Origin of the sequence: Pantoea sp. EKM103V (genome assembly GCF_011800365.1) — a bacterium.
Classification (GTDB): Bacteria; Pseudomonadota; Gammaproteobacteria; order Enterobacterales; family Enterobacteriaceae; genus Pantoea; species Pantoea anthophila.
In genome coordinates this window covers 1-25,278 of record NZ_JAALFQ010000013.1, presented here as the reverse complement: position 1 = coordinate 25,278, position 25,278 = coordinate 1, and the positions used below count along the sequence as shown (strand labels likewise).

General features: G+C 59.2%; 23 protein-coding genes and 3 tRNA genes. 10 read left to right on the top strand and 16 right to left on the bottom strand.

Annotated elements, in window-relative coordinates; genetic code table 11:
- The first annotated feature begins 42 nt into the window (after positions 1–42).
- Entirely contained in the window at positions 43–2,772 is a 2,730-nt protein-coding gene (gene barA, locus HFD97_RS19545) for a two-component sensor histidine kinase BarA (RefSeq protein WP_009086972.1), read from the top strand.
- A gap of 18 nt (positions 2,773–2,790) precedes the next feature.
- Here the strand turns inward: barA and HFD97_RS19540 are convergent, their stop codons facing one another.
- The 6 genes from HFD97_RS19540 to HFD97_RS19515 all read right to left on the bottom strand — a co-directional run bounded on the left by HFD97_RS19540 (position 2,791) and on the right by HFD97_RS19515 (position 9,768).
- Positions 2,791–3,930 (bottom strand): glycerate kinase, encoded by a 1,140-nt coding sequence (locus HFD97_RS19540; RefSeq protein WP_009086974.1) that lies wholly within the window; start codon positions 3,928–3,930, stop codon positions 2,791–2,793.
- 75 nt (positions 3,931–4,005) lie between these two features.
- Entirely contained in the window at positions 4,006–4,890 is an 885-nt protein-coding gene (gene garR / locus HFD97_RS19535) for a 2-hydroxy-3-oxopropionate reductase (protein ID WP_140029479.1), read from the bottom strand.
- Positions 4,891–4,908: 18 nt separating this feature from the next.
- Positions 4,909–5,679, bottom strand: a complete 771-nt coding sequence (garL, locus tag HFD97_RS19530) for a 2-dehydro-3-deoxyglucarate aldolase (protein ID WP_058958278.1) — start codon at positions 5,677–5,679, stop codon at positions 4,909–4,911.
- A gap of 42 nt (positions 5,680–5,721) precedes the next feature.
- The gene (gene gudD / locus HFD97_RS19525; RefSeq protein WP_167432405.1) at positions 5,722–7,053 is read right to left on the bottom strand and encodes a glucarate dehydratase; all 1,332 of its coding nucleotides are present in this window, start codon (positions 7,051–7,053) and stop codon (positions 5,722–5,724) included.
- Positions 7,054–7,063: 10 nt separating this feature from the next.
- A complete protein-coding gene (locus HFD97_RS19520) occupies positions 7,064–8,410 on the bottom strand; it encodes an enolase C-terminal domain-like protein (RefSeq protein ID WP_167432404.1) in 1,347 nt (448 codons plus the stop codon).
- Positions 8,407–9,768 (bottom strand): MFS transporter, encoded by a 1,362-nt coding sequence (locus HFD97_RS19515; RefSeq protein WP_009086984.1) that lies wholly within the window; start codon positions 9,766–9,768, stop codon positions 8,407–8,409. Before HFD97_RS19515 ends, HFD97_RS19520 begins: the two co-directional genes overlap by 4 nt.
- A 505-nt stretch (positions 9,769–10,273) precedes the next feature.
- Here HFD97_RS19515 and garD point away from each other — a divergent pair.
- A complete protein-coding gene (gene garD / locus HFD97_RS19510; protein WP_167432403.1) occupies positions 10,274–11,833 on the top strand; it encodes a galactarate dehydratase in 1,560 nt (519 codons plus the stop codon).
- A 55-nt stretch (positions 11,834–11,888) separates the two neighbouring features.
- Here garD and HFD97_RS19505 read toward each other — a convergent pair whose 3' ends face one another.
- From HFD97_RS19505 to syd, 4 genes are all read right to left on the bottom strand, one after another.
- The gene (locus HFD97_RS19505; protein WP_046102465.1) at positions 11,889–12,335 is read right to left on the bottom strand and encodes a flavodoxin; all 447 of its coding nucleotides are present in this window, start codon (positions 12,333–12,335) and stop codon (positions 11,889–11,891) included.
- A gap of 12 nt (positions 12,336–12,347) precedes the next feature.
- Complete coding sequence (gene truC / locus HFD97_RS19500) at positions 12,348–13,127, bottom strand: tRNA pseudouridine(65) synthase TruC (protein WP_009086991.1); 780 nt, start codon at positions 13,125–13,127, stop codon at positions 12,348–12,350.
- Positions 13,127–13,456 (bottom strand): YqcC family protein, encoded by a 330-nt coding sequence (locus HFD97_RS19495; protein WP_046102467.1) that lies wholly within the window; start codon positions 13,454–13,456, stop codon positions 13,127–13,129. The genes truC and HFD97_RS19495 overlap by 1 nt, the downstream gene beginning before the upstream one ends.
- 588 nt (positions 13,457–14,044) lie before the next feature.
- Complete coding sequence (gene syd, locus HFD97_RS19490; RefSeq protein ID WP_154929332.1) at positions 14,045–14,593, bottom strand: SecY-interacting protein; 549 nt, start codon at positions 14,591–14,593, stop codon at positions 14,045–14,047.
- A 62-nt stretch (positions 14,594–14,655) separates the two neighbouring features.
- On the opposite strand from syd, the gene queF reads away from it, so the two are divergent.
- From queF to xni, 3 genes are all read left to right on the top strand, one after another.
- On the top strand, positions 14,656–15,501 hold the full coding sequence (queF, locus tag HFD97_RS19485; protein ID WP_167432402.1) for an NADPH-dependent 7-cyano-7-deazaguanine reductase QueF: 846 nt from the start codon (positions 14,656–14,658) through the stop codon (positions 15,499–15,501).
- A 169-nt stretch (positions 15,502–15,670) separates the two neighbouring features.
- Positions 15,671–17,035, top strand: coding sequence for a nucleotide 5'-monophosphate nucleosidase PpnN (gene ppnN, locus HFD97_RS19480; protein WP_009086997.1), 1,365 nt, complete (start codon positions 15,671–15,673; stop codon positions 17,033–17,035).
- A 35-nt stretch (positions 17,036–17,070) separates the two neighbouring features.
- A complete protein-coding gene (gene xni, locus HFD97_RS19475) occupies positions 17,071–17,826 on the top strand; it encodes a flap endonuclease Xni (protein WP_046102470.1) in 756 nt (251 codons plus the stop codon).
- Between the two features lie 24 nt (positions 17,827–17,850).
- Here xni and rlmM read toward each other — a convergent pair whose 3' ends face one another.
- The 4 genes from rlmM to HFD97_RS19455 all read right to left on the bottom strand — a co-directional run bounded on the left by rlmM (position 17,851) and on the right by HFD97_RS19455 (position 20,865).
- Positions 17,851–18,951, bottom strand: coding sequence for a 23S rRNA (cytidine(2498)-2'-O)-methyltransferase RlmM (gene rlmM / locus HFD97_RS19470; RefSeq protein WP_009086999.1), 1,101 nt, complete (start codon positions 18,949–18,951; stop codon positions 17,851–17,853).
- Positions 18,944–19,339 (bottom strand): DUF423 domain-containing protein, encoded by a 396-nt coding sequence (locus HFD97_RS19465; RefSeq protein ID WP_009087000.1) that lies wholly within the window; start codon positions 19,337–19,339, stop codon positions 18,944–18,946. The genes rlmM and HFD97_RS19465 overlap by 8 nt, the downstream gene beginning before the upstream one ends.
- A gap of 50 nt (positions 19,340–19,389) precedes the next feature.
- Complete coding sequence (locus HFD97_RS19460) at positions 19,390–20,307, bottom strand: transcriptional regulator GcvA (protein WP_046102471.1); 918 nt, start codon at positions 20,305–20,307, stop codon at positions 19,390–19,392.
- A gap of 333 nt (positions 20,308–20,640) precedes the next feature.
- Positions 20,641–20,865: a YgdI/YgdR family lipoprotein gene (locus HFD97_RS19455; RefSeq protein WP_009087002.1), complete on the bottom strand. Its 225-nt coding sequence runs from the start codon at positions 20,863–20,865 to the stop codon at positions 20,641–20,643.
- A 209-nt stretch (positions 20,866–21,074) separates the two neighbouring features.
- On the opposite strand from HFD97_RS19455, the gene csdA reads away from it, so the two are divergent.
- Together csdA and csdE are read left to right on the top strand one after the other, a co-directional pair.
- Entirely contained in the window at positions 21,075–22,283 is a 1,209-nt protein-coding gene (gene csdA / locus HFD97_RS19450) for a cysteine desulfurase CsdA (protein WP_058958273.1), read from the top strand.
- 2 nt (positions 22,284–22,285) lie between these two features.
- Complete coding sequence (csdE, locus tag HFD97_RS19445; RefSeq protein ID WP_167432401.1) at positions 22,286–22,741, top strand: cysteine desulfurase sulfur acceptor subunit CsdE; 456 nt, start codon at positions 22,286–22,288, stop codon at positions 22,739–22,741.
- On the opposite strand, the gene tcdA is transcribed toward csdE, so the two are convergent.
- A complete protein-coding gene (tcdA, locus tag HFD97_RS19440; RefSeq protein ID WP_167429529.1) occupies positions 22,720–23,532 on the bottom strand; it encodes a tRNA cyclic N6-threonylcarbamoyladenosine(37) synthase TcdA in 813 nt (270 codons plus the stop codon). The genes csdE and tcdA overlap by 22 nt on opposite strands.
- 48 nt (positions 23,533–23,580) lie before the next feature.
- A complete protein-coding gene (gene mltA / locus HFD97_RS19435; protein ID WP_009087006.1) occupies positions 23,581–24,729 on the bottom strand; it encodes a murein transglycosylase A in 1,149 nt (382 codons plus the stop codon).
- Positions 24,730–24,932: 203 nt separating this feature from the next.
- Between mltA and HFD97_RS19430 the strand changes: the two genes are divergently transcribed.
- The 3 genes from HFD97_RS19430 to HFD97_RS19420 all read left to right on the top strand — a co-directional run bounded on the left by HFD97_RS19430 (position 24,933) and on the right by HFD97_RS19420 (position 25,278).
- A tRNA-Met gene (locus HFD97_RS19430) sits at positions 24,933–25,009 on the top strand.
- Positions 25,010–25,069: 60 nt separating this feature from the next.
- Positions 25,070–25,146 (top strand) — tRNA-Met (locus HFD97_RS19425).
- 59 nt (positions 25,147–25,205) lie between these two features.
- Positions 25,206–25,278: transfer RNA gene (locus tag HFD97_RS19420), tRNA-Met, on the top strand.

The window sequence follows — 25,278 nt, the reverse complement described above, 5'->3', positions numbered from 1 at the left end:
GATGTGCAGGGAGGTTAATGCCGGAGTAGCCAGGCGACTATTATGACCAAATACAGCCTGCGGGCGCGAATGATGATTTTAATTCTGGCACCCACGCTGATGGTTGGCCTGCTGCTCAGCTCATTTTTTGTGGTCCACCGCTACAATGAACTGCAGCGCCAGGTAATCGATGCCGGGGCGAATATCATCGAACCGCTGGCTATCTCCAGCGAATACAGCATGACCTGGGACGATCGCGATGCGATGCGGGAGCTGGTGAGTTTACTGCACCGCCGCCACTCCGGCATCGTCCGGGCGATCTCGGTGTTCGATAATCATAACCAGCTCTACGTCACCTCCAATAACCGGCAGAATCTCAGCCTGCTGCAGCAGGAGGATATCCACGCCCTGCCCGATGATGTCTCCATGGAGCGTCACGGTAATCTGTTGATTCTGCGCACGCCGATCACGGCCGAGCGTTACGATCTGGATGAATTACCCGATGAAAAGGTCAAACCCTCGGGCAACCCCCTGGGCTATGTGGCGATTGAACTCGATCTGCAGTCGGTGCGCCTGCAGCAGTATAAAGAGGTGTTTGTCGCCACCCTGATGCTGCTCTTCTGCCTCTGCCTTGCGATGCTGTTTGCCTATCGTCTGATGCGTGATGTCACTGGCCCGATCCGCAACATGGTGACCACCGTTGACCGCATCCGCCGCGGTCAGCTCGACAGCCGCGTTGAGGGGTACATGCTGGGCGAACTCAGCACGCTGAAAAACGGCATCAACGCCATGGCGATGTCGCTGACCGCCTATCACGAAGAGATGCAGCACAACATCGACCAGGCGACGTACGATCTGCGGGAAACGCTTGAACAGCTGGAGATTCAGAACGTCGAACTGGATCTGGCGAAGAAGCGCGCTCAGGAAGCGGCGCGCATCAAATCGGAGTTCCTGGCAAACATGTCGCACGAGCTGCGAACGCCGCTTAATGGCGTGCTGGGTTTTACCCGCCAGATGCTGAAAACTCAGCTGCGCACGACCCAGCGCGACTACATGCAGACCATCGAGCGCTCGGCCAACAACCTGCTCAGCATCATTAATGACGTGCTCGATTTTTCGAAGCTGGAAGCGGGCAAGCTGATGCTGGAGGCGATCCCCTTCCCCCTGCGTGCCACCCTGGATGAGACCCTGGTGCTGCTGGCCCCGTCGGCGCATGACAAGGGGCTGGAGCTGACGGTGGTGTGCGACAGCAGCGTGCCGGACAACGTCATCGGCGATGCGCTGCGCCTGCAGCAGATTCTGATCAACCTGATTGGCAACGCCATCAAGTTTACTGAACAGGGCCATATCGGCCTGCGCGTCACGCAGCGCGTTATGACCCAGACGCGCGTCGAGCTGGAGATTCAGGTAGAGGATAGCGGCATCGGTATCTCTGAGCAGCAGCAGACGCAGCTGTTTCAGGCGTTCCGCCAGGCCGACGCCAGTATTTCGCGCCGTCATGGCGGCACCGGGCTGGGGCTGGTCATCACCCAGAAACTGGTGCGGGAGATGGGCGGGGATATCACCTTCAGCAGCCAGCCGGATCAGGGCTCTACCTTTGTGATTCGCGTGCAGCTGGATCTTAACCCCAACGCGCCCGGTATGCCGCGCGTGCTGGAAGCGCTGTCACAGTCCCGCATCGCCTATGTCGAGGCGGATGCCACCGTTGCCCGCGCGGCGCTGGAGATGCTGAGCGCCACGCCGTTGCAGATCGACTACAGCGAAACGCTGGAGGGCCTGCCGGCGTCCCACTATCCGCTGCTGCTGATGGCGATGCCGGTCAGCATCAGCCAGCCCGAGCTGCTGAACGAGGGGAGGATCAATGCGCTGCTGGATCGGGCAGATAATGTGCTGATGGCCCTGCCCAGCCCGATGATGCTGCTGGCTGATGAACTGAAGGTGCGCGGCATTGACGGCTGCATTGCCAAGCCAATCTCCCTGACGCGACTCCTGCCGATGCTGCTGGATCTGCACACCCGCCAGATCAGCGAGCTGCCCTTCTCCCCGCGCCTGCCGCTGACGGTGATGGCAGTGGATGATAACCCTGCCAACCTCAAGCTGATCGGTGCGCTGCTGGAGGAGCAGGTGCAGAATATCCTGCTGTGCAGCAGCGCCGAACACGCTATCCGCGAGGCGCGCCAGCAGTCGCTGGATGTGATTCTGATGGATATTCAGATGCCTGACATCGATGGCATTCGCGCCAGCGAAATCATCCGTGGTCTGCCGCTGCACGCCACGACCCCCATCGTGGCGGTGACCGCTCACGCCATTGATGGCGAACGCGAGCAGCTCATCAAAGCGGGCATGAATGACTATCTTGCCAAACCGATTGATGAGAGCAAGTTAAGGCAGCTGCTGGCGCGCTATACGCCCGCACCGGTGGTCGCCGTGCCGGAACTGCCGCCGATACTGCCGACGCTGGACTGGCAGCTGGCACTGCGGCAGGCGGCGAATAAACCCGACCTGGCACGGGATCTGCTGCGGATGCTGCTGGAGTTTTTACCGGAAGTTCACGCGAAGATGGCGCAGTTTATGGCCGCCAATGAAGTCACGGCCCTGCGGGAGATCATTCACAAGCTGCACGGCAGTGCCAGCTACAGCGGCGTGCCGCGCATGAAGCAGCTCTGCCACCAGCTGGAGAGAGAGCTGCTGCAGGCCAGCGATATCGCCGCCCTGGAGCCGGAACTGCTGGAGCTGCAGGATGAGATGGAGAACGTGGCGCGTGAAGCCCGGCAGCTGCTGGGCATCGGGTAATCCGGGCTGGCCGCAGGATCAGTGAAAGCCGGCCAGCTTTAGCGTGGCGGCAACGTTACGCGCCGTCATCGTTACATTTTTGCCGGCCGTGGCGAGCGCCTCATCCAGCGTGCAGATGCTGTAGAGCACGCTGAACACCGCATCGATACCATGCTGATGCACCACCCCCACATCCGCCGTCAGGCTGCCGGCGATGCCTATCACCGGCTTGTTGAAGCGCTTTGCCACGCTGGCAACCCCCACCGGCACCTTGCCATTGATACTCTGGCTGTCGATGCGGCCTTCCCCGGTGATCACGAGGTCGGCATCTTTTACCTGCTCTGCCAGCCCCAGCGCCTCCGTGACAATTTCGATGCCACGCCGCAGTTCTGCCTGGCAAAAGGCGTGTAGCGCCGCCCCCATGCCGCCCGCCGCACCGCCGCCGGGGATATGCAGCACGTCGATATCGAGGTCGCGCTGAATAATCGCGGCGTAATGGGTCAGCGCCTGATCGAGCTGCTGCACCAGTGCCGGTGTCGCCCCTTTCTGCGGACCGAAAACAGCCGAAGCGCCCTCCTTTCCGGTCAGCGGATTAGTGACGTCACACGCCACTTCAATGCGGCACTGCCGAAGCCGGGCATCCAGTGCATCAATCTCAATGGTGGCGAGGTCAGGCAGCGCCCCGCCGCCGTAACCAATCTGCTGGCCGCGATCGTCCAGCAGCCGGGCGCCCAGCGCCTGCATCATCCCGGCACCGCCATCGTTGGTCGCACTACCACCAATGCCAATAATGATGTGGCCGACCCCTTTATCCAGCGCATGCCGGATCAGCTCGCCGGTGCCGAACGAGGTGGTGATCAGCGGATCGCGCTGGGCGGCAGGCACCCGCTCCAGTCCGCTGGCCGCCGCCATTTCGATATAGGCGGTGGACGCATCGCCGGAGAGGCCATAGAAAGCCTCGACCTGTGTGCCCAGTGGCCCGGTCACCTTCAGCCTGACGATGTTTCCTTTCGTCGCCGCGACCATCGCTTCTACCGTTCCTTCGCCGCCGTCGGCGACCGGTATTTTCACGTAGTGGGCATCGGGAAAGATGTCACGGAATCCCGCTTCAATCGCCGATGCCACCTCCAGGGCGGATAAACTCTCTTTATATGAATCCGGTGCGATTACGATTTTCATAGGCAATCCGAGCACAGTTGAGTCATTGAAACGGCGCTGAACCCGGCCGGTTTCCGCGGAGACCGGCACCGGGATTTAGCGGGCGATTTCAACCTTCGCTAACTTCTCATAATAGCAGGCCAGCGCACTGTGGTCGGACGTTCCCTGGCCATCATTACGCAGCGCCTGCATCATCTCCATCACCGCCGCCGTCAGCGGCAGATGCGCGCCCAGCGTGTGCGAGGTATCCAGAGCGTTCGCCAGATCCTTGATATGCAGGTCGATGCGGAAGCCCGGTCTGAAGTTGCGATCCATCACCATCGGCGCTTTCGCCTCCAGCACCGTGCTGCCCGCCAGGCCGCCACGAATCGCCTGGAACACCAGCTCCGGACTGACCCCCGCTTTGGTCGCCAGCGACAGGGCTTCGGACATCGCCGCGATGTTCAGCGCGACAATCACCTGATTGGCCAGCTTGGTGACATTGCCTGCGCCGATGTCACCGGTGTGCACTACCGATCCCGCCATCGCCTTCATGATGTCGTAACAGCGATCAAACACCGCTTTCTCTCCGCCGGCCATGACGGAAAGCGTGCCTTCAATCGCTTTCGGCTCCCCGCCGCTGACCGGGGCGTCCAGCATGCTGATCCCTTTCTCAGCCAGCGCATCGTGCACTTCCCGGCTCGCCAGCGGCGCAATCGAGCTCATGTCGATCACCACCAGGCCCGGCTTCGCGCCTTCGATAATGCCGCCCTCTCCCAGGCAGACCGCTTTCACCTGCGGCGAGTTGGGCACCATGGTAATGACCACCTCACACTGCTCAGCCACCTCTTTCGGCGAGGTCGCCACGGTCGCGCCCAGTTCAGCCAGTTCAGCTTCATTGCTGGCGTGGTGATCGCGCACCACCAGTGAATAGCCCGCTTTCAGCAGATTTTTGCTCATGGGTTTACCCATGATGCCCAGGCCAATAAATCCAATCTTCATTGCATGTCTCCTTGCTGCTTAGCGCTTAAATTTGTCGCACAACGCCTGGGTGGCGCTGCGGAATACCCCGAGATCGCTGCCGACCGCCACAAAGGTGGCTCCCCATTCCAGATAACGACGGGCGTCCGCCTCCACCGGGGCCAGAATGCCCGCCGGCTTCCCGGCCGCTCTGGCACGGTCAAAAATGTGTTTAATCACGTCCAGCACCTCCGGGTGGGCGGGCTGGCCGAGGTAGCCCAGCGCCGCAGAGAGATCGCCCGGTCCGACGAAGATGCCGTCCACGCCATCGACTGCGGCTATGGCGTCGATGTGATCAACCGCCTGCCGGGTTTCGATCTGCACCAGCACGGTGATGTTGTCATTGATGCTCTGGTTGTAATCCGGCAGGGTGCCGTACATGTTGCTGCGATGGGAGACCGACACGCCGCGAATACCGGCGGGCGGATAGCGGGTTGAGGCGACCGCGCGCCGCGCCTCCTCTTCTGTCTCAACAAAGGGCACGAGGAAGTTGTTAAACCCGATATCCAGCAGGCGCTTGATGATCACCGGCTCGTTGCAGGGCGGCCGTACGACCGGCGCACTGTGGCTCCCTTTCAGCGCCATCAGCTGTGGCACAAACGTGGTGATATCGTTGGGCGCATGCTCCCCATCCAGCACCAGCCAGTCAAAACCGGCCAGCCCCAGGATTTCGGTAGAGATCGGACTGGCCAGCGCGCACCAGCTGCCAATCAGGGTTTCACCCGCTAACAGGCGACGACGAAATCCGTTGGGCCAGGCTGCATTACTCATGGTTGAACTCCTGTGACGACGGCTCCGCGTGAGCCAGAAAGATTAACGAACCAGGCACGGACGTTTGTTATCGAAAGTCCATCCAGGCGCCAGGAACTGCATCGCTTCGGCATCGTCACGCGCGCCCAGCCCCTGCTTCTGATAGAGCGCGTGGGCCTGCATCACCTGATCCATATCCAGCTCGATACCGAGACCCGGCTTCTGCGGCACCTGCACCATGCCGCCTTTGATCAGGAACGGCTCTCTGGTGAGACGCTGATTCCCCTCCTGCCAGATCCAGTGGGTATCGATGGCGGTGATCGCGCCCGGTGCGGCCGCGGCAACGTGGGTAAACATCGCCAGCGAAATGTCGAAGTGATTATTGGAGTGGGAGCCCCAGGTCAGGCCGAAGTCCTGGCACATCTGTGCGACCCGCACCGAACCCTGCATCGTCCAGAAATGGGGGTCGGCCAGCGGAATGTCGACTGACTGCAGCGACAGGGTATGTCCCATCTGTCGCCAGTCGGTGGCGATCATATTGGTGGCGGTAGGCATGCCGGTCGCGCGGCGGAACTCCGCCATCACTTCCCGCCCGGAGTAGCCCTGCTCCGCGCCACAGGGATCTTCTGCGTAGGCCAGCACGCCCTTGAGCTGTTTGCCGAGCAGAATCGCCTCATTGAGCGACCAGGCTCCATTGGGATCGAGGGTAATACGCGCCGTGGGAAAGCGTTTTGCCAGCGCCGTCACCGCTTCGGCCTCTTCGCCGCCGCGCAGCACGCCGCCTTTGAGTTTGAAGTCGTTGAAGCCATATTTCTCATAGGCGGCTTCCGCCAGGCGCACCACGGCCTCGGGGGTGAGCGCCTCTTCATGACGCAGGCGATACCAGTCGCACGGATCGTCCGGCTGGCTCTGATATGGCAGGGCGGTTTTTCTGCGGTCGCCGATATAGAAGAGGTAGCCGAGCATCTCCACGCGGTCGCGCTGTTGCCCGTCACCCAGCAGCGAGGCGACGTTAACGCCCAGGTGCTGACCCAGCAGATCCAGCAGCGCTGCCTCAATGCCGGTGACCACATGGATTGTGGTGCGCAGATCAAAGGTCTGGTTGCCGCGACCGGCCGCATCCCGATCGGCAAAGGTCGTGCGCACCAGGCTGAGGGTATTTTTATATTCGCCCAGCGTTTTGCCGACCACCAGCGAGGCGGCATCTTCCAGCGTCTGACGAATTTTCTCCCCGCCGGGGATTTCACCGACGCCGGTATGTCCGGCGTTATCTTTGATAATGACAATGTTGCGGGTGAAGAATGGCGAGTGCGCGCCGCTGAGATTCAGCAGCATGCTGTCGTAGCCGGCAACCGGGATCACCTGCATGGCGGTCACTTTGGGTGTTGAACTCATCTCCTGCTCCTTATGCTGTTGCACGGCCAAATGCCGGGCGCTTGCGATCAAATGTCCAGCCGGGGATCAGATACTGCATCGCCGTGGCGTCGTTGCGTGCACCGGCGGGCAGTGACTGATAGAGCTGACTGGCTTTGTGCACCTGGTCCCAGTCGAGCTCGATCCCCAGGCCCGGCGCATCCGGCACGGCAATCTTTCCGTTGCGGATTTGCAGCGGGTTTTTCGTCAGGCGCTGATCGCCCTCCTGCCAGATCCAGTGGGTGTCAATCGCGGTCGGGTTACCAGGCGCGGCCGCACCGACATGGGTGAACATCGCCAGCGAAATATCGAAGTGATTATTGGAATGGCAGCCCCACGTCAGGCCCCACTCATCGCACAGCTGGGCGACCCGCACGGCCCCGCTCAGCGTCCAGAAGTGCGGGTCCGCCAGCGGGATGTCGACCGCGTTAACCATCACCGCGTGGTTCATCTCCCGCCAGTTGGTCGCGATCATATTGGTGGCGACCGGCAGGCCGGTCGCGCGCCGGAACTCGGCCATTACTTCACGTCCCGAATAGCCCTGCTCTGCCCCGCAGGGGTCTTCGGCGTAGCTCAGCACATCCTGCATCCCCTTACAGAGGGCGATGGCCTCATCCAGCCGCCATGCCCCGTTGGGGTCCACCGTGATGCGCGCGCCGGGAAAACGCTGCTTCAGCGCCACCGCCGTGGCGATCTCCTGCTCGCCCGGCAGCACGCCCCCTTTAAGTTTGAAATCTTTAAAGCCATAGCGATCCGCCGCCGCCTCCGCCAGCCGCACGACCGCTTCGCTGGTGAGCGCCTCCTGATGACGCAGGTGATACCAGTCGTGGCTGGCCTGCTCGCCACTCTGATAGGGCAGATCGGTTTTGCGGCGGTCACCGAGATAGAAGAGATAGCCCAGCACCGTGACTTCATCCCGCTGTTTGCCCGGCCCCAGCAGTTCCGCCACCGGCACGCCCAGACACTGTCCCAGCAGGTCGAGCAGCGCCGCTTCCAGCGCGGCCACGGCGTTGACCCGCAGCTCAAAGGTCCAGGCACCGTTGCCAAAGGTGGTGAAGTCAGCCGACGCATTCCCTTTGTGCACCTGCTGCACCAGACGATTCATGCGGGCAATCTGCTGGCCTTCGACCTGCGGAATGACGGCCATCAGGGTCTGGTAGATGGTGTCGCCGCCGGGCGCTTCACCCACGCCGGTGTGTCCGGCGCTGTCGGTGAGCACCACGATATTGCGGGTAAAACAGGCGTTGTGCGCGCCGCCAATGTTGAGCAGCATACTGTCGTAACCGGCGACCGGGATAACCTGCATCGCCGTAATCACAGGTGAACTTTGCGTCGTCATGAGGCGTCCTTAACCGGCCGGGTTTTCAGTTCAACACGTTTGATATCACCGGCGATCACCAGGAAGCTGAAGGCGGCGACGAAGGCATGGATACCGACATAGATCAGCGCACCCTCAAAGGAGCCGCTGGTGGCAATGATGTAGCCGATGGCGATAGGCGTCACGATGCCGGAGAAGTTGCCGAACATGTTGAACAGGCCGCCGCTCAGGCCACTGATCTCTTTGGGGGCGGTATCCGCCATCACCGCCCATCCCAGTGCGCCGATCCCTTTACCGAAGAACGCCAGCGCCATGAAGAAGACCACCAGCCACTCGGTTTCGGTGTAGTTACACATCACCATCGAGATAGAGAGCAGCATGCCGAGCACAATCGGCGTTTTACGTGCAATATTCAGCGAGCCGGTTTTGCGCATCAGCCAGTCGGAGATCACTCCACCCAGCACCCCGCCGAGGAAGCCACACACCGCGGGTACCGAAGCGATAAAGCCCGCTTTGAGAATCGACATGCCGCGCGCCTGCACCAGATAGACCGGAAACCAGGTGATAAAAAAGTAGGTTAAGGCATTAACACAATACTGGCCGAGGTAGATGCCGAGCATCATGCGGGAGGTCAGCAGCTGTTTAATCTGGAACCACTTTTCGCTCCAGCTCACCCTGCGGCTCTCCTTTTTGACATCCATATTGATCAGCGCCCCGCCCTGTTCCATATAGGCCAGTTCGGCTTTGTTTACGCCGGGGTGGTCGGTGGGATCGTGGATCACTTTCAGCCAGATGAAGCTCAGGATGATCCCCAGCCCGCCCATGAACCAGAAGACGTGTGCCCAGCCCACTTCCGACACCAGCCAGCCCATGATGGGCGCAAAGATCACCGTGGCGAAATATTGCGCTGAATTGAAGATCGCCACCGCGGTGCCACGCTCCTGCGCCGGAAACCAGGCGGCCACGATGCGGCTGTTGCCAGGGAAAGAGGGGGCTTCAGCCAGCCCCACCAGGAAGCGCAGCAGAAAGAGTGACACGATGATGCCGAAGCCGCTGAAGATATCGACAAAGCCCTGCAGCAGGGTAAACAGCGACCAGGTAAAAATACTCCAGAAGTAGACGCGCTTTGAGCCAAAACGATCGAGCAGCCAGCCGCCCGGGATCTGACCAATCACGTACGCCCATGAGAAAGCAGAGAAGATGTAGCCCAGTCCGACCGAATCGAGGCCGATATCTTTGGACATCGCCGAACCGGCTATCGAAATGGTGGCGCGGTCGCCGTAGTTGAATGAGGTGACGATGAATAACATCACCACAATCCAGTAACGGGCGTTGGTGCGCTTCTGCACCGCTTCCGCAGTCTGGCTGAAACTATTCATGATGCACTCCTGAAATATAGCGTGAGCTACATTCGCTCTGACTGCATACACATCGCGTTGGGTATCAGAGAGAAGTTGGGTTAAACACGGCGATCTCTTTGGTTCAGGACGGGCTAATACGTCGTGCCAGATAACCTGACTTTGGCTAACGGCGCTCAGTATAAAAACAGCCTGTGGCGAGCACATTGGCGTATCGCCCTGGAATAATGGCCGTTATGAAGTGATTGTCTGGCGGATGCACGAAACCCTGCGGCATGGCTCACGAAAGCGGCAAATAGCGCGGCCGAAACCGTGCCAGGTCGCCCTTTCCCCTCCGCTTTGTGAGGCGTTTCACTTGCTTCTGGAGAATCGACCCAAAACAGCGCGGCAGATCGGCGTAATAGTGGTCAGTTGCACAATGTGTGGCCTGCTTCCCCTCTTTATACTGAAGCTGGCTAATACACCGCAGGTAACAGGTCAGATTATGCGAGCCGGACAAGCCGGTGCGCCCGACAGGAGATAGGCGATGAACCCCACAACAGATGAACAGCCGCTCTGCATCAGAGTCCATGAGCATGACAACGTGGCGATTGTGGTCAACACGCTGGGTCTGCCCGCTGGCACACAGTTTGCGGATGGCCTGACGCTGACGGAACATGTGCCGCAGGGGCATAAAGTCGCGCTACAGGCGATTCACCAGGGAGGGGCGATCGTGCGTTATGGCGAAGTGATCGGTTATGCCGTGCGGGATATTGCCTGCGGCAGCTGGATCGATGAGTCACTGGTGTCGCTGCCGGAGGCGCCCCCGCTGGCGAGCCTGCCGTTAGCCACCCAGGTCCCGCCCGACCTGCCGCCGCTGGAGGGCTACACCTTTGAGGGCTACCGCAATGCGGATGGCAGCGTGGGTACCCGTAACCTGCTCGGCATCACCACCAGCGTCCACTGTGTGGCGGGTGTGGTGGATCATGTGGTGCAGATCATCGAACGGGAGTTACTGCCGCGCTATCCGAATGTGGATGGCGTGGTCGCGCTGAATCACCTCTACGGCTGCGGCGTGGCAATCAACGCCCCCGCAGCGGTAGTGCCGATTCGCACCATTCACAACCTGGCGCTGAATGCGAATTTCGGCGGTGAAGTGATGGTCATCAGCCTCGGCTGCGAAAAGTTACAGCCGGAGCGTCTGCTGACCGGCACCCCCGACGTGCAGGCGATTTCGCTGGATGATGATGACATCGTGCGTTTGCAGGATGAAAAGCTGGTGGGGTTTGGTGCGATGGTAAAGGCGATTCTGCAGGTGGCAGAGCGTCATCTTCAGCGGCTGAATCAGCGTCAGCGCGAAACCTGTCCCGCCTCGGAACTGATTGTCGGCATGCAGTGCGGCGGCAGCGATGCGTTTTCCGGCGTGACGGCGAATCCGGCGGTGGGGTTCGCCTCGGATTTGCTGGTGCGCTGCGGGGCTACCGTGATGTTTTCTGAGGTCACGGAGGTGCGGGATGCCATTCATCTGCTGACGCCGCGGGTCATTAATGAGGAGGTCGGAAGGCGTTTACTTGAAGAGATGGCCTGGTATGACAATTACCTCGACCAGGGCAACACCGACCGCAGCGCCAATCCATCACCGGGCAATAAAAAAGGGGGACTGGCGAACGTGGTGGAGAAAGCGCTCGGCTCCATCGCCAAATCGGGACGCAGCGCCATTGTGGAAGTGCTGTCCCCCGGTCAGCGCCCCACCCGCCGCGGACTGATCTACGCGGCAACGCCCGCCAGCGATTTTGTCTGCGGCACCCAGCAGCTCGCCTCCGGCATTACGCTGCAGGTCTTCACCACCGGTCGCGGCACCCCGTACGGGCTGACGGCCATTCCGGTCATCAAGATGGCAACCCGTAATGCGCTGGCCGAACGCTGGCACGATCTGATGGATATCAATGCCGGCACGATTGCCACCGGAGAAGAGAGTATTGAGCAGGTCGGCTGGCGGCTGTTTGCGTTGATTCTTGATATCGCCAGTGGCAGGAAGCAGACCTGGTCCGATCGCTGGGGCCTCCGTAATCAGCTGGCGGTCTTTAATCCGGCTCCGGTGACGTGAGCCGTGCCCGGCGTCTCCCTGCCGTCGGCTGGCAGAGAGAGCCCGGGCGAGGCGATCAGAGCAGCGCACCCCAGGCATCGACCCAGGGCGAGGTCACCGCTTCCGGCTCAGGATTTTCGGTGGCATCCACCAGCAGCACCTCACCGACCCGCTGTGCGCCCTGCTCCTGCAGCAGCGCATCAAAGGCTTTGCCCGCGCCACAGAAGTGGTCGTAACTGCTGTCGCCCAGCGCAATGACGCCATAGCGCAGCGCGGGCTGGTGCCCCAGCTGATCCTTTATCGCGTGGAACAGACCGGAAATGGTGTCAGGAAAATCGCCCTGACCGGTGGTTGAGGTGACGATTAGCGCCACATCGCCTGCAAAGGCCTGCCAGTCCGCCAGCGTCGGGTCATCAAACAGGGTCACGCTGTGCCCCTGCTGCTGCAGAATCGGCTCGGCCTCTTCCGCCACCAGTAGCGCATTGCCGTAAACCGTCCCCACAAAAATGCCAATCTTTGCCATCTGATCTCTCCCTTATTCTGAAACGTTATCCTGTCCTGGCGCGGCGTCAAACTCAACCCGCGGCACCTCAGGAATGCAATCCTGCCAGCCAAACTGCGTCATCAGCCTCTGCCAGACGCTATCCAGCCCGGCGCGCAGCACCAGTGGCTCGCCGGTCACCGGGTGGGTCAGGGCCAGACTGCTGGCGTGCAGCATCAGCCGGTCCGCGCCAAAATGTTGCGCGGCGCCCCGGTTCTGACGCAGGTCGCCATGCGCCGAATCGCCAATAATCGGATGACGCAGGTGGGACATATGACGGCGCAGCTGATGTTTGCGACCGGTTTTAGGTGAGAGCTCAACCAGACTGTAGCGCGAGGTGGGGTAACGGCTGATGGCGACCGGCATCTCGACCGTGGCCAGCGACTGATAGTCGGTGACCGCGGGCTGCGCGGCGCGTGCTTCAGTGGCGTGCTTGTCCGCGATTTTGTCCCGCTCTTCAACCAGCGGATAGTCCAGCGTCCCGCTGCTCTCCAGCCAGCCACGCACCACGGCGTGATAGGTTTTCTGCATCTGATGCTGTTCAAACTGCTGAGAAAGCTGGCGGCCAACCTCACTCGAGAGCCCCATCAGCAGCACCCCGGAGGTTGGCTTGTCCAGACGGTGGGCGGTAAAAACATGCTGGCCGATCTGATCCCGCACGGTCTGCATCACAAACACGGTTTCATGCCGATCCAGCCAGCTGCGATGCACCAGCCAGCCGCTGGGCTTGTTGACCGCAACCAGCCACGCATCCTGATAGAGTATCTCCAGCATCAGTGGGCCGCATCCCTGAGCAACGCATCCAGCTGACGCAGCGTGAGCAGCAGCGGCGCAATGCCGGGCTGGTCAGGCACCAGCGCAACCTCATAATAGGGCGCGACGGCAAAGTTTTGCGGCAGCGGATGACCGGCCGCCATCAGGGCGTGCATCCGCGGAATCAGCACCCACTGAAGCCATTGCAGCGGCTCAAGCGTATCGAGGCAGAAGGGTTCACGACTCTCCAGTGCCTCCACGGCAGGCGGCGTGCTCTGCCAGAGCTGGTACTCACGCATCACCGCTTCCAGCTGCTCCAGCCGCTGCGTAATCAATTGTTCAGGCGTCATGCGCCACCTCCGGCTAGCCGTCAAAAAATGGGCGGCAAGCATATCACTTGTTGGCACAGGCACAAAAAAAGGGAGCACTGTATAAACAGTGCTCCCGGTTCGTTTGCAGCCATCCTGCTACGTTAATGCTCCCTGCTCTTCCGTGACAACTTGTCCAGTGCGAACTCCTGTCGCGCATCGTCCTGATGATTCCTAAGCATCCTGGCCCGCCACCTCGTCCGAGGGGCTCCCGTTCTCCATCCTGGAGGTGTCCCTGACTCAATCCTGAGCGATCCTGTTTCATCCTGAAACCTTCCGTGTGCCGTAAGCTCCGTTACGTTCCTGCCTCATGGCTTATCATCATCCTGACGATATCTTTTTCCTGAGCATCCTGCAGTGGGAAATATTTTGACAGAACTCGTTACGCGCACAAGTGACTTACAGCTGAACTTTACAAAATGTGCGGCACAAATTCAGATAATCGCCATTAAGTTGATGATTCACAATATTTTTACATTGCAGCCTTCCGGATGGCTCAGATTTTATATAGCGATCTCTCACACCACATGTAAGAGATCTCTCACAAGCGAGGCGGCAAATCACTGCAATTCAGATGATAACCGGTTGTAATGACTTAAGAAACATCTCAAGATTTTCCGCAATAATCTGGCGCTGTTTACGGCCAGGCTGTTCCAGAATCACCTCGCCAGTCAGGTTAGAGAGGGAGACGATCTCCTCGTCTGACGCCGTCGTGGCGATAAACAGCGTCGGTGACTGTCGGAGGCGGCGCTGCATAACCAGATGCCCAATCAGGTTCTCCTGAAGCCGCAGGAAATCCTCTTCACTCCACACCTGCAACAGCGTCAGCTGATTCTCACCATGACGCGCCGACATGTCGCCGGCAAACTGGGTGGTATAGAAGGCAGTGACTGACGGCTGCAGCTGCAGATCCACGGCCCGCTCGACTCCATCCAGTGTCGGCGGCAGACTAAAAGGCTGCGGCTGCCAGATGACCTGCTCCTCGCGCTCCTCCAGCGCGCAGGGCGACGCGACGCCAGCGAGATCGCGGCTGGCCGGAGCATGACCCCTCTGCGCCAGCCAGTGCTGGCAGTAACGGGTGGTAAAGTCGCGCAACGCGGCGGCAGTTTGCTGCATCATTCATATTCTCACTTCTGATGGGTTACACTTAGCCACTTTGATGAATTCTGGTGGTAACCGCAATGACTACACACGAACAGGATCAGGCACTCAGCAACCTGACGCTGGGCAAGCCCACAGCCTATCACGATCGCTATGACAATGGCTTATTGCAGGCGGTGCCGCGCAGCCTGAACCGCGAACCTCTTAACCTGTTTCCTGAAAGTCTGCCGTTTACCGGCGGCGATATCTGGACGCTGTATGAGCTCTCCTGGCTGAACAGCAAGGGGCTGCCGCAGGTTGCCGTGGGCGAAGTGGTGCTGGATGCGCATAGCCGCAACCTCATCGAGTCGAAAAGCTTCAAGCTCTATCTCAACAGTTTCAACCAGACCCGCTTTGCCGACTGGGGTGAGGTGCGTCAGACGCTGGAGCGTGATCTCCGCGCCTGTGCTGAAGGTGACGTGCGGGTGGCGCTGTTCCGTCTGAATGAAATCGAAGGACAGCCGATCGGCCATTTTGAGGGGAGCTGCATTGATGAGCAGGATATCGCTATCGAGGATTATCGCTTCAACGCTGACTATCTGGCCGATGCCGCAGGCAGCGAAATCGTGGAAGAGACGCTGGTCAGCCATCTGCTCAAATCAAACTGCCTGATTACCCATCAGCCCGACTGGGGCTCGGTGATGATCCGCTACAAAGGTCCGCGCATTCACCGCGAAGCGCTGCTGCGTTATCTGGTCTCCTTCCGCCAGCACAACGAATTTCATGAACAGTGTGTCGAACGCATCTTTAACGATGTGATGCGGTTCTGCCACCCGGAAGCGCTGACGGTCTATGCGCGCTACACGCGGCGCGGCGGGCTGGATATCAACCCATGGCGCACGAATGTGCCCTTCTCGCCCGGTTTTTCGCGTCTGGTGCGTCAGTAGTTTGCGAGAGCTCTCGCAGGCTGCATGAAGGAAGCGCAGTTCCGCTTGAGCTGGGCGGGCCGACAAGGCTACTCTGGTGATGGCGGCAATCTGCGGGTTGCCGACCAGGGATTTTCGTCACTGCCGTTGCAGTGCCAACACGCACCCAGGCGGGTGTAAAGGAGTTCATTTGATTACCCATATCAGCCCCCTTGGCTCAATGGATCTGCTCTCGCAGCTGGAAGTCGATATGCTCAAGCGCACCGCCAGCAGCGACCTCTATCAGCTGTTCCGCAATTGCTCTCTGGCCGTGCTTAACTCTGGCAGCCAGACTGACAGCAGCCACGAACTGCTCTCCCGCTTTGAAAACTTCGACATCAACGTGCTGCGCCGTGAGCGTGGCGTCAAACTGGAGCTGATCAACCCACCGGAAGAGGCCTTTGTGGATGGCCGCATTATCCGGTCCCTGCAGGCGAACCTGTTTGCGGTACTGCGCGACATCCTGTTTGTCAGCGGCCAGCTCGCCATGCCGGGGCGCTTAACCGCGGGTGAAGAGAATGACTCCGCCACGATCACCAACACCGTTTTCTCCATTCTGCGTAATGCACGGGCACTGCACATCGGTGAGTACCCCAACACCGTGGTCTGCTGGGGCGGTCACTCCATTAACGCGGTTGAATATCAGTATTGCCGCAATGTCGGCACACAGCTGGGCCTGCGTGAGCTGAATATCTGTACCGGCTGCGGCCCCGGCGTCATGGAAGCACCGATGAAAGGGGCCGCCGTCGGCCATGCGCAGCAGCGCTACCGTGACAGCCGCTTTATTGGTCTCACCGAACCCTCAATTATTGCGGCGGAACCGCCTAACCCGCTGGTCAATGAGCTGATCATCATGCCGGACATTGAGAAGCGTCTGGAAGCCTTTGTGCGTATTGCCCACGGCATTATCATTTTCCCGGGCGGGGTCGGCACCGCCGAAGAGCTGCTCTACCTGCTGGGCATTCTGATGAACCCGCAGAACAAGGACCAGGTGCTGCCGCTGATCCTGACCGGACCGGAAGAGAGTGCCGACTACTTCCGCGTGCTGGATGATTTCATTGTTAACACGCTGGGCGAGCAGGCGCGTAAGCATTATCAGATCATCATTAATGATGCAGCCGAAGTGGCGCGTCTGATGAAGAAAGCGATGCCGCAGGTCAAAGAGAATCGTCGCGAAACCGGCGATGCGTATAGTTTCAACTGGTCCATCCGCATCGAGCCCGATCTGCAGATCCCTTTTCTGCCGACCCATGAAAACATGGCGAACCTCAATCTCTACACCAACCAGCCTCCTGAAAAGCTGGCTGCTGACCTGCGCCGGGCCTTCTCAGGCATCGTAGCCGGTAACGTGAAAGAGATCGGGATCCGCGAAATCCGTGAGAAGGGACGTTACCGGCTGCATGGCGATGCCGACATCATGCACCGCATGGACGAGCTGCTGCAGGGCTTCGTTGCTCAGCAGCGTATGAAACTGCCCGGCACCGCCTACATCCCCTGCTACGAAATCATTAAATAAACCAGGAGGCAGCCCATCGGGCTGCCCGGACTCTCATGGCTCTTCATCTTGTTATTGTTGATGCGCTGAACCTGATACGCCGTCTCCATGCGGTTCAGGGCTCCCCCTGTGTCGAAGGCTGCGTCGCCGCGCTGCGTCAGGTCTTAGGCCACACCCGCCCGACGCACGCTGTGGCCGTATTTGATGGCGACGCGCGTCATCAGGGCTGGCGTCATCAGCTGTTAGCCGATTACAAAAGCGGGCGTCCGCCGATGCCTGAGGATTTACAGGCGGAGATGCCGGCGCTGCAGGAAGCTTTTCGTGCCGCCGGGGTAAGCTGCTGGATGGCGGGCGAGGATGAGGCAGATGATCTGGCGGCGACGCTGGCGGTCAAAATGGCCCAGGCCGGCCATCAGGCCACTATTGTCTCCACGGATAAAGGCTACTGCCAGTTGCTGGCCCCGGAAATCCGCATCCGCGATTACTTCCAGAAGCGCTGGCTCGACCAGCCCTTTATCGACGCCGAATTTGGCGTTCCCCCGCAGCGGTTGCCCGACTTCTGGGGACTGTGCGGGATCAGCAGCAGTAAGATCCCGGGTGTCAGCGGTATCGGCCCGAAAAGCGCGAAACAGCTGCTCGCAGAGTTTCACACGCTGGAGGGGATCTATCAGCAACTCGATAAGGTGCCGGCTAAATGGCGGGAAAAGCTCGCGGAAGGACAGCAGATGGCTGAAATCAGCCGTCAGGTCGCGACGCTGAAACGGGATCTGCTGCTGGCAGGCAATCTGAACACGCTGCGTTATCGTGGCTGAGTGCCGCAACACTCAGCCCGGTGATTAACGTTCGTCGCGACGCCCCCCTGTGGCGGCCCAGATGCGACGGACGTGCACCGTCACCTCTTCGCGATCGTGATAGAGCTGACGCGCCTGGATCTGAGCGTTGATGCCGTTCTCATTCAGCCTTTCCTGAAGCATCGCCAGATTCTGCGTTACCTCTTCATAACGCTTTTTCATCGGCAACTTGAGGTTGAAGATCGCTTCACGGCACCAGCCGTTGACCAGCCAGTCGGCCATCAGATTTGCCACGCGAACCGGTTTCTCCACCATGTCACACACCAGCCAGCTGATATTGGTGCGTGGCGGACGGAACTTAAAACCGTCCGCTTTTTCGTGCATCACCTGACCGGTTTCCATCAGGCTCGGGGCCATCGGACCGTTGTCGACCGCGTAAACCATCATGCTGCGTCTGACCAGCTGATAGGTCCAGCCGCCCGGACAGGCACCCAGATCGACGGCGTACATGCCGCTGGCTAAGCGCTCATCCCACTCATCGGCCGGAATAAAGACGTGAAACGCCTCTTCCAGCTTCAGGGTGGAGCGGCTTGGCGCATCCGATGGAAACTTAAGGCGCGGAATCCCCATGTAAAACGGCGAGCTGTTTTCCGGCAGGGAGTAGCCGACATAACAGGTACCTGGCGCGATGAAGAAGACATGCACCACCGGCCGTTTCGGGCTTTCGTAGTTGAGCAGGATCTTACTTTCACGCAGGGCCGCGCGCAGCGGCACGGTAAACTTACGGCAGAATTTGGTCAGCTCTTTGGCTTCGTTGGTGTCCGGCACTTCAACACGCAGTTCGCCGCCCTTCTCAACAACGCCGGTCAGCATACCGACAATCGGCGTAATGCGATCCTCCTGCGGCAGGTCGCGCAGCAGTTCGCCCACGACCAGCATCTGCCGGGCAAAGATCAGCTCCTGAAACGGCAGTTCCCGCACCAGACGCTCAGCATCTTCAAACTGATAGCACTCAAAGAGCACATAGCCGGCATCCTCTTTAACCCGCGGAAAACCGTAGACTTCACGTTCTGCCGCTTTGGCGCTGATTTCCGCCGCGCACTCTTTTTCAAAACCGGGACGACAATAGAGTAAAACTTTATTCATGGCGTTCTGCCTTTCGTTTAAGACGCAGCGCGCCAATCAACATCAATACCCAACCAGCGAGGAAACAGATTCCGCCCACGGGGGTGATAAAAACCCAAAACTTCAGATGCGACAGCGCCAGACAGTAGAGGCTGCCGCTGAAAAGCACGGTGCCGAGCGCCATCAGCGCACTGCTCCAGTAAAACCAGATATTGGCGCGGCGCAACATCGCCGCCCCCAGCCCCATCACCGCGAGCGTATGATAAGCCTGATATTCCAGCCCGGTATGAATCCAGGCCATTTCAGCCGCGCCCAGCGACTGACGTAAAACATGGGCACCAAATGCGCCAAAAGCCACCAGCAGAAAACCGCTGATAGCCGCAAAAACAAACATGGCACGACTGGACATTAACCGATCCTCAGGGTGCTTTTGCATCGTAATGCAAACAAATCAAGACGTTATTGTTGGTAACGAAAGCGGAATTTTTCTTGTTCGGTTGCGGCTTTTGCCAGGATCCACTGTCGGAAGGCCGCTATTTTACCCAGTTCTGCCTGACTGTCATGACAAACCAGATAAAAAGCATTTTTACTGACTAAGACGTCGTTAAACGGACAGATTAACCGCCCCGCTTCGATTTCGCTCTGCGCCATGACGTTATTTGCCAGCGCCACGCCCTGACCATGAATCGCCGCCTGCAGCACCATGGCGCTGTGGCTGAAGATCGGCCCCTGCTGCACATTAATATGCTGCAGGCCGAGCTGCCGGATATAGGATTGCCAGTCACGACGGGATGCGTCATGCAGCAGCGTAAAGCGCGACAGGTCCATCGGCGTTTTCAGCGGATTATCGCCGGTCATCAGCGACGGTGAACAGACCGGCAGCAGATATTCGGCATAGAGTTTTTCCACCCGCAGCCCCGGCCAGTTACCGCGTCCGTAAAAGATCGCCACGTCGACATCGTCGGCCAGTTTCTCTTCGTCGCGGTCTACGGCCTGGATGCGCACATCGATCCCCGGATAAGCCATATTAAAGCTGGAGAGACGGGGAACCAGCCACTGAATGGCAAAGCTCGGCAGTAAACTGACGGTCAGCGCCCCCTTGGCGCTGCGTGCCTGCAGCTTGCGGGTCGCTTCGTTTATCGCCGAGAAGATCTCTTTGATATCGAGGTAGTAGCTTTGTCCTTCTTCCGTCAGTAATAACGAACGATTCCTCCGTCTGAACAGCTTTAACCCGAGAAAATCTTCCAGAGACTTTATCTGATGGCTTACAGCTGCCTGGGTGACAAACAGCTCTTCAGCGGCTTTGGTAAAGCTGAGATGACGTGCAGCCGCGTCAAAAACACGCAGTGCGTTGAGAGGAGGAAGGCGTTTCGACATGGTTTTCCGTATCCGGATCGGCGAAAAATACGCGGGCTTATACAAAGCGTTTACGTATTAGAATTTTTAATCCGAGGCATTATAATTTGTCCGTTGAGGAACCACCAGCAAATACCTATAGTTGCCGCACTTCCTGAGCCGGAACGAAAAGTTTTTAGATTTGTGAGTGAGTTCGCAGATTTTCTGAAAGCTTTTGGCTTGTGGTCGTGATGTTGTGTTTGCAATTTTTTGATCCGACGATTGCGGATCGAACTCTTAATTCCTGTAGATTTACCCTGTCTGTCCATAGTGATTTTAAATAGCACCGCAAATTGCGGTGCTTTTTTTTGCTGCTTACTGGCCCATCTCAACCATCTCTTTGACGTCAGTACGGTTAATCTGCTGCTCGTTGCCATTCGCATCTTTATAGCTGATCATACCGGTATCATCATCAACCTTAGGCTTGCCATCAGCAACAATGGTGCGTCCATCATTGGTATGCATCACGTAATTGCTTGAACAGCCCGCCAGGGTAAAAGCCAGAGTACACACGGCCAGCACTGCGGTAAGTTTATTCATCTGCTATCTCCTTGTAGATTGATTGCATCAAACCACCCGCGTTACGCTAACCAGAGGCAGCCGATAAGTGAGATCGACCAGTGAACGTCCGATCGTTATGCGGGTTTGGTTCAAACCTTGCAATATTCAGCATAACGCGCTTTTCCAGCTTTGCCAGACGCCGACCACGCTTTCAGTGTGGTCATGATTATTCACACTATGGGCCAGGCATGACCGCATTTAATCCCACCGCATTTCGCCAGCAGTTTCCCGCACTCGCCGACGCCGGTGTCTATCTCGACAGCGCAGCGACCACGCTGAAACCCCAGGCTGTTATTGAGAGTACGCAGCAGTTTTACAGCCTGAGTGCGGGCACGGTGCACCGCAGTCAGTTTGCCGCCGCGCAGGCCCTGACCCAGCGCTATGAGCAGGCGCGATCGCAGGTTGCCCGCTGGCTTAACGCCGCGGACGATCGTGAGATCGTCTGGACACGCGGCACCACCGAAGCGATCAATCTGGTGGCAAACAGCTGGCTGCGTCCGCGCTTACAGCCCGGCGACGAGATTGTGGTCAGCGAAGCAGAGCATCACGCAAACCTGGTGCCCTGGCTGATGGCCGCCCAGGCCTGCGGTGCGCGCGTGGTGAAATGGCCCTTAGGGCCGGACCGCCTGCCCGATATCGGCCTGTTGCCCGCCCTGCTGAACCGCCGCACCCGCCTGCTGGCGGTCGGCCAGATGTCGAACGTCACTGGCGGTTGTCCCGATCTTGCCCGGGCGATTCAGCTGGCGCACGATGTGGGTGCCAGAGTGATGGTCGATGGCGCGCAGGGGGTGGTGCACTGCCCGCCCGATCTGCAGGCGCTGGATATCGACTTTTATGCCTTTTCCGGCCATAAAATTTACGCGCCGATGGGCATCGGTGCGCTCTATGGCAAAGCTGAACTGCTGGAGGCGATGGAACCCTGGCAGGGCGGCGGCAAGATGATTACCGATGTCGATTTCACGGGCTTTACGCCGCAGCCGGTGCCGTGGCGCTTCGAGGCAGGGACACCGAATGTGGCAGGTGTGGTGGGCTTAAGTGCCGCGCTGAGCTGGCTGTCGCAGTACGACCTGACGCAGATGGAGCGCTGGAGCCAGCAGCTGGCAACGCTGGCCGAGGAGCAGCTGGCGGAGCTGCCGGGTTTCCGCAGCTTCCGCTGTGGCAGTGCCAGCCTGCTGGCCTTTGATTTTGCCGATCAGCATCACAGCGATCTGGTGACGCTGCTGGCCGAACAGGGCATCGCGCTGCGGGCCGGTCAGCACTGTGCGCAGCCGCTGCTGGCGGCGCTGGGCGTCAGCGGCACGCTGCGGGCTTCTTTTGCCCCCTATAATAACCTGCAGGATGTTGATGCGCTGGTGCGCGCCATGAAGAGCGCCGTCGCGCTGTTATCGGAGTTTTGATTATGTGTTCATCGCTGTTAGCGCCACACCCGTTTGGCGAGGAGATTACCGTTGCCAGCCTGACAGAGCGTTTCAGCCACTTTCATCAGTGGGAAGATCGCTATCGTCAGCTGATTCAGCTGAGTCGTCAGCTGCCGGCTCTGCCGGAGGCGCTGAAAACCGCGGACATTGAGCTGAGCGGCTGTGAAAACCGGGTCTGGCTGGGCAGCCAGCTGCGTGAGGATGGCGCGCTGCATTTCTACGGTGACAGCGAAGGACGCATCGTACGTGGCCTGCTGGCGGTACTGCTGACCGCCGTTGAGGGCCGGATGCCTGACCAGCTGCTGGCAGACGATCCCCTGACGCTGTTTGATACGCTGGGACTGCGCGCTCAGCTTAGTGCTTCACGCAGCAGCGGCCTGCAGGCGCTGGCCGACGCGGTCCGGCAGGCCGCGCGTCAGGCGCTGACGGCATCCTGACGGGCTGCGCGCGCCAGAAATTTCTTCAGCGCGTGCGAAACGGCGACAAAGCCAAAGCTGGCGGTCACCATGGTGGCCGCACCAAAGCCAGACGAACAGTCCATTCTCTTTGGCCCTTCTGCCGTGGCGCGTGACGCACAGACGCTGCCATCCGCCTGCGGATAGACCAGCGCCTCGGTGGAAAAAACGCAGTCGATGCCCAGTTTTCCTTTGCTGTTTTTCACCACGCCCAGACCTTTCAGTCGCTCACGCAGCTTTGCGGCCAGCGGATCCTGGATGGTCTTCGCCAGATCGGCGACCTGGATCTGGGTGGGATCAATCTGCCCGCCTGCGCCACCGGTGGTGATCAGCGGGATCTTATTGCGGCGACACCAGGCGATCAGCGCCGCTTTAGGCCGCACGCTGTCGATCGCGTCAATCACGTAGTCGAAACCGGCTGCCATCAGTTCAGCGGTGTTATCGGGCGTAATAAAGTCATCAATGCAGATCACGTCACAGTCAGGATTGATGGCGCGCAGACGGTCAGCCATCACCTCTGTTTTCGCCTTACCGACGTTGCCCTGCAGCGCATGAAGCTGCCGGTTGGTATTGGTGATGCAGACATCATCCATATCAATCAGGGTAATTTTGCCAATGCCGGTGCGCACCAGCGCCTCTGCGGCCCAGGAGCCGACGCCACCGATACCGATCACGCAGAAGTGAGCGTCAGCAAACCGTTGCAGCGCATCCTGACCATAGAGACGCGCCGTGCCGCCAAAGCGCTGATGCCAGGCGTCGTTTAACACTTTCATAGTTGAACCTGTTACGTCGTGCGGGCCCGCAGGCCCGCAGAGAAGAAATCAGTTAGCGCCCAGAAGCAGTGAACCACTGTTGCCATTTTGCGGGCTGGAGAACAGCGGCTGACCGGCCCCCGGCGCGGCCTTGAGCACCCAGACACGCCCGTAGTGATTATAGAAGCCCGCCAGATGCGCCGCGTCCGGGCCGATACCCTGATAGATATCAAAGTGCTGCCCTTTAATCGCACCGCCCACGTCGAGGGCCACCATCAGGCGCATCTCATACTTACCGTTGAATTTGCCCTTCTCATTCAGCTGTGGCACTTCAGCCAGCAGCACCGTGCCTGCCGGAATGATGGAGCGGTCAGAAGCCACAGAGGCTTTCGCCACCAGCGGCACCGCACTGGCACCGCGCACCGGCGTGAAAGGCTCCGCCTTAAAGAAGACGAAAGAGGGGTTTGTCTCCAGCAGCGCACGCACTTCCTGCGGCGAGTGCTCCTGCGCCCACTGGCGAATCGCCTGCATCGACATATCTTCGCGCTTCACTTCACCGCGATCGATCAGCTCCTTACCGATGCTGTGATAACCCCAGCCATTTTTACCGGCGTAACCAAAGAAGCTCATCGGGCGACCATCGCCAAAGTCGACGTAGCCACTGCCCTGCACATCCATCATGAAGTTATCAATCAGCGAGTTGCTGTAGGCGATGATGTAGCGGTCATCGAGTGCACCACTATAGATAGAGGCGCGGCTCGGGAGTTTTGCACCACGTTTGCGCGGCGGCATGCGGTAAATCGGATACTGGAATTCACCCTGGCGGGTGTAGCGCGCCTGCACCACCGGCGTATAGTAACCGGTAAACTGCACATTGCCGTAGTTATCCGTGCCCTCCATCTGCCAGGCGTTCAGCCCGTACTGACGAAGCTGCCGGGTGTCGGCGCCCGCCATCAGCCAGCTCTCAATCGCGCTGTAGGTGCCGTTCTGGCGACCATAGAGCGCAGACGAGGCGGACTGAATCTGACGAACCTGCTCGCCAAAGTCCCGGCCATTGACCGGCGCGCCTTTGGCATTGGGCTGATTCACCAGCGCCAGCGGCTGTTCCAGTTTGCCATCTTTATATTGCTGACCGCGATCGGTCGGTTTAGAGCTACAGGCCGCCAGCAGCGTAATCAACGCGCCAGTGAGTGCATACTTCACCCAATGTAATTTCATTCTCTTCTCTTTTTATAACTGTTCGCCACGCGACGATAGCAAAGCCCCCGGCAGAATGAAATGCATCCGCTTTGACCTCGCGCGGAACAGTTCAATAATTAGTCAGATGGGGGAATCCTTCAGCAACTGGCTGTTAATTTGGCTTTTATCTGCAAAAAGGGGTTGCATCAATCAGCGCGGAGAGTATAGTGCGCTTCCACGGACGCGGGGTGGAGCAGCCTGGTAGCTCGTCGGGCTCATAACCCGAAGGTCGTCGGTTCAAATCCGGCCCCCGCAACCAATACTTCTGTAGCACTCTGGCAGAAGTGACAATGTGAAAAGTCGCAAAGCGCAAGACGGACGCGGGGTGGAGCAGCCTGGTAGCTCGTCGGGCTCATAACCCGAAGGTCGTCGGTTCAAATCCGGCCCCCGCAACCACACTTTTGCAGCGGTTTCACAGATGTCAGAAAATAAAAAGTCGCAAAGCGCATGACGGACGCGGGGTGGAGCAGCCTGGTAGCTCGTCGGGCTCATAACCCGAAGGTCGTCGGTTCAAATCCGGCCCCCGCA

Excerpts from the sequence above, each read along its gene's own strand:
- barA (WP_009086972.1), top strand. The coding sequence starts at position 43 with ATGACCAAATACAGCCTGCGGGCGCGAATGATGATTTTAATTCTGGCA.
- HFD97_RS19540 (WP_009086974.1), bottom strand. The coding sequence starts at position 3,930 with ATGAAAATCGTAATCGCACCGGATTCATATAAAGAGAGTTTATCCGCC.
- garR (WP_140029479.1), bottom strand. The coding sequence starts at position 4,890 with ATGAAGATTGGATTTATTGGCCTGGGCATCATGGGTAAACCCATGAGC.
- garL (WP_058958278.1), bottom strand. The coding sequence starts at position 5,679 with ATGAGTAATGCAGCCTGGCCCAACGGATTTCGTCGTCGCCTGTTAGCG.
- gudD (WP_167432405.1), bottom strand. The coding sequence starts at position 7,053 with ATGAGTTCAACACCCAAAGTGACCGCCATGCAGGTGATCCCGGTTGCC.
- HFD97_RS19520 (WP_167432404.1), bottom strand. The coding sequence starts at position 8,410 with ATGACGACGCAAAGTTCACCTGTGATTACGGCGATGCAGGTTATCCCG.
- HFD97_RS19515 (WP_009086984.1), bottom strand. The coding sequence starts at position 9,768 with ATGAATAGTTTCAGCCAGACTGCGGAAGCGGTGCAGAAGCGCACCAAC.
- garD (WP_167432403.1), top strand. The coding sequence starts at position 10,274 with ATGAACCCCACAACAGATGAACAGCCGCTCTGCATCAGAGTCCATGAG.
- HFD97_RS19505 (WP_046102465.1), bottom strand. The coding sequence starts at position 12,335 with ATGGCAAAGATTGGCATTTTTGTGGGGACGGTTTACGGCAATGCGCTA.
- truC (WP_009086991.1), bottom strand. The coding sequence starts at position 13,127 with ATGCTGGAGATACTCTATCAGGATGCGTGGCTGGTTGCGGTCAACAAG.
- HFD97_RS19495 (WP_046102467.1), bottom strand. The coding sequence starts at position 13,456 with ATGACGCCTGAACAATTGATTACGCAGCGGCTGGAGCAGCTGGAAGCG.
- syd (WP_154929332.1), bottom strand. The coding sequence starts at position 14,593 with ATGATGCAGCAAACTGCCGCCGCGTTGCGCGACTTTACCACCCGTTAC.
- queF (WP_167432402.1), top strand. The coding sequence starts at position 14,656 with ATGACTACACACGAACAGGATCAGGCACTCAGCAACCTGACGCTGGGC.
- xni (WP_046102470.1), top strand. The coding sequence starts at position 17,071 with ATGGCTCTTCATCTTGTTATTGTTGATGCGCTGAACCTGATACGCCGT.
- rlmM (WP_009086999.1), bottom strand. The coding sequence starts at position 18,951 with ATGAATAAAGTTTTACTCTATTGTCGTCCCGGTTTTGAAAAAGAGTGC.
- HFD97_RS19465 (WP_009087000.1), bottom strand. The coding sequence starts at position 19,339 with ATGTCCAGTCGTGCCATGTTTGTTTTTGCGGCTATCAGCGGTTTTCTG.
- HFD97_RS19460 (WP_046102471.1), bottom strand. The coding sequence starts at position 20,307 with ATGTCGAAACGCCTTCCTCCTCTCAACGCACTGCGTGTTTTTGACGCG.
- HFD97_RS19455 (WP_009087002.1), bottom strand. The coding sequence starts at position 20,865 with ATGAATAAACTTACCGCAGTGCTGGCCGTGTGTACTCTGGCTTTTACC.
- csdA (WP_058958273.1), top strand. The coding sequence starts at position 21,075 with ATGACCGCATTTAATCCCACCGCATTTCGCCAGCAGTTTCCCGCACTC.
- csdE (WP_167432401.1), top strand. The coding sequence starts at position 22,286 with ATGTGTTCATCGCTGTTAGCGCCACACCCGTTTGGCGAGGAGATTACC.
- tcdA (WP_167429529.1), bottom strand. The coding sequence starts at position 23,532 with ATGAAAGTGTTAAACGACGCCTGGCATCAGCGCTTTGGCGGCACGGCG.
- mltA (WP_009087006.1), bottom strand. The coding sequence starts at position 24,729 with ATGAAATTACATTGGGTGAAGTATGCACTCACTGGCGCGTTGATTACG.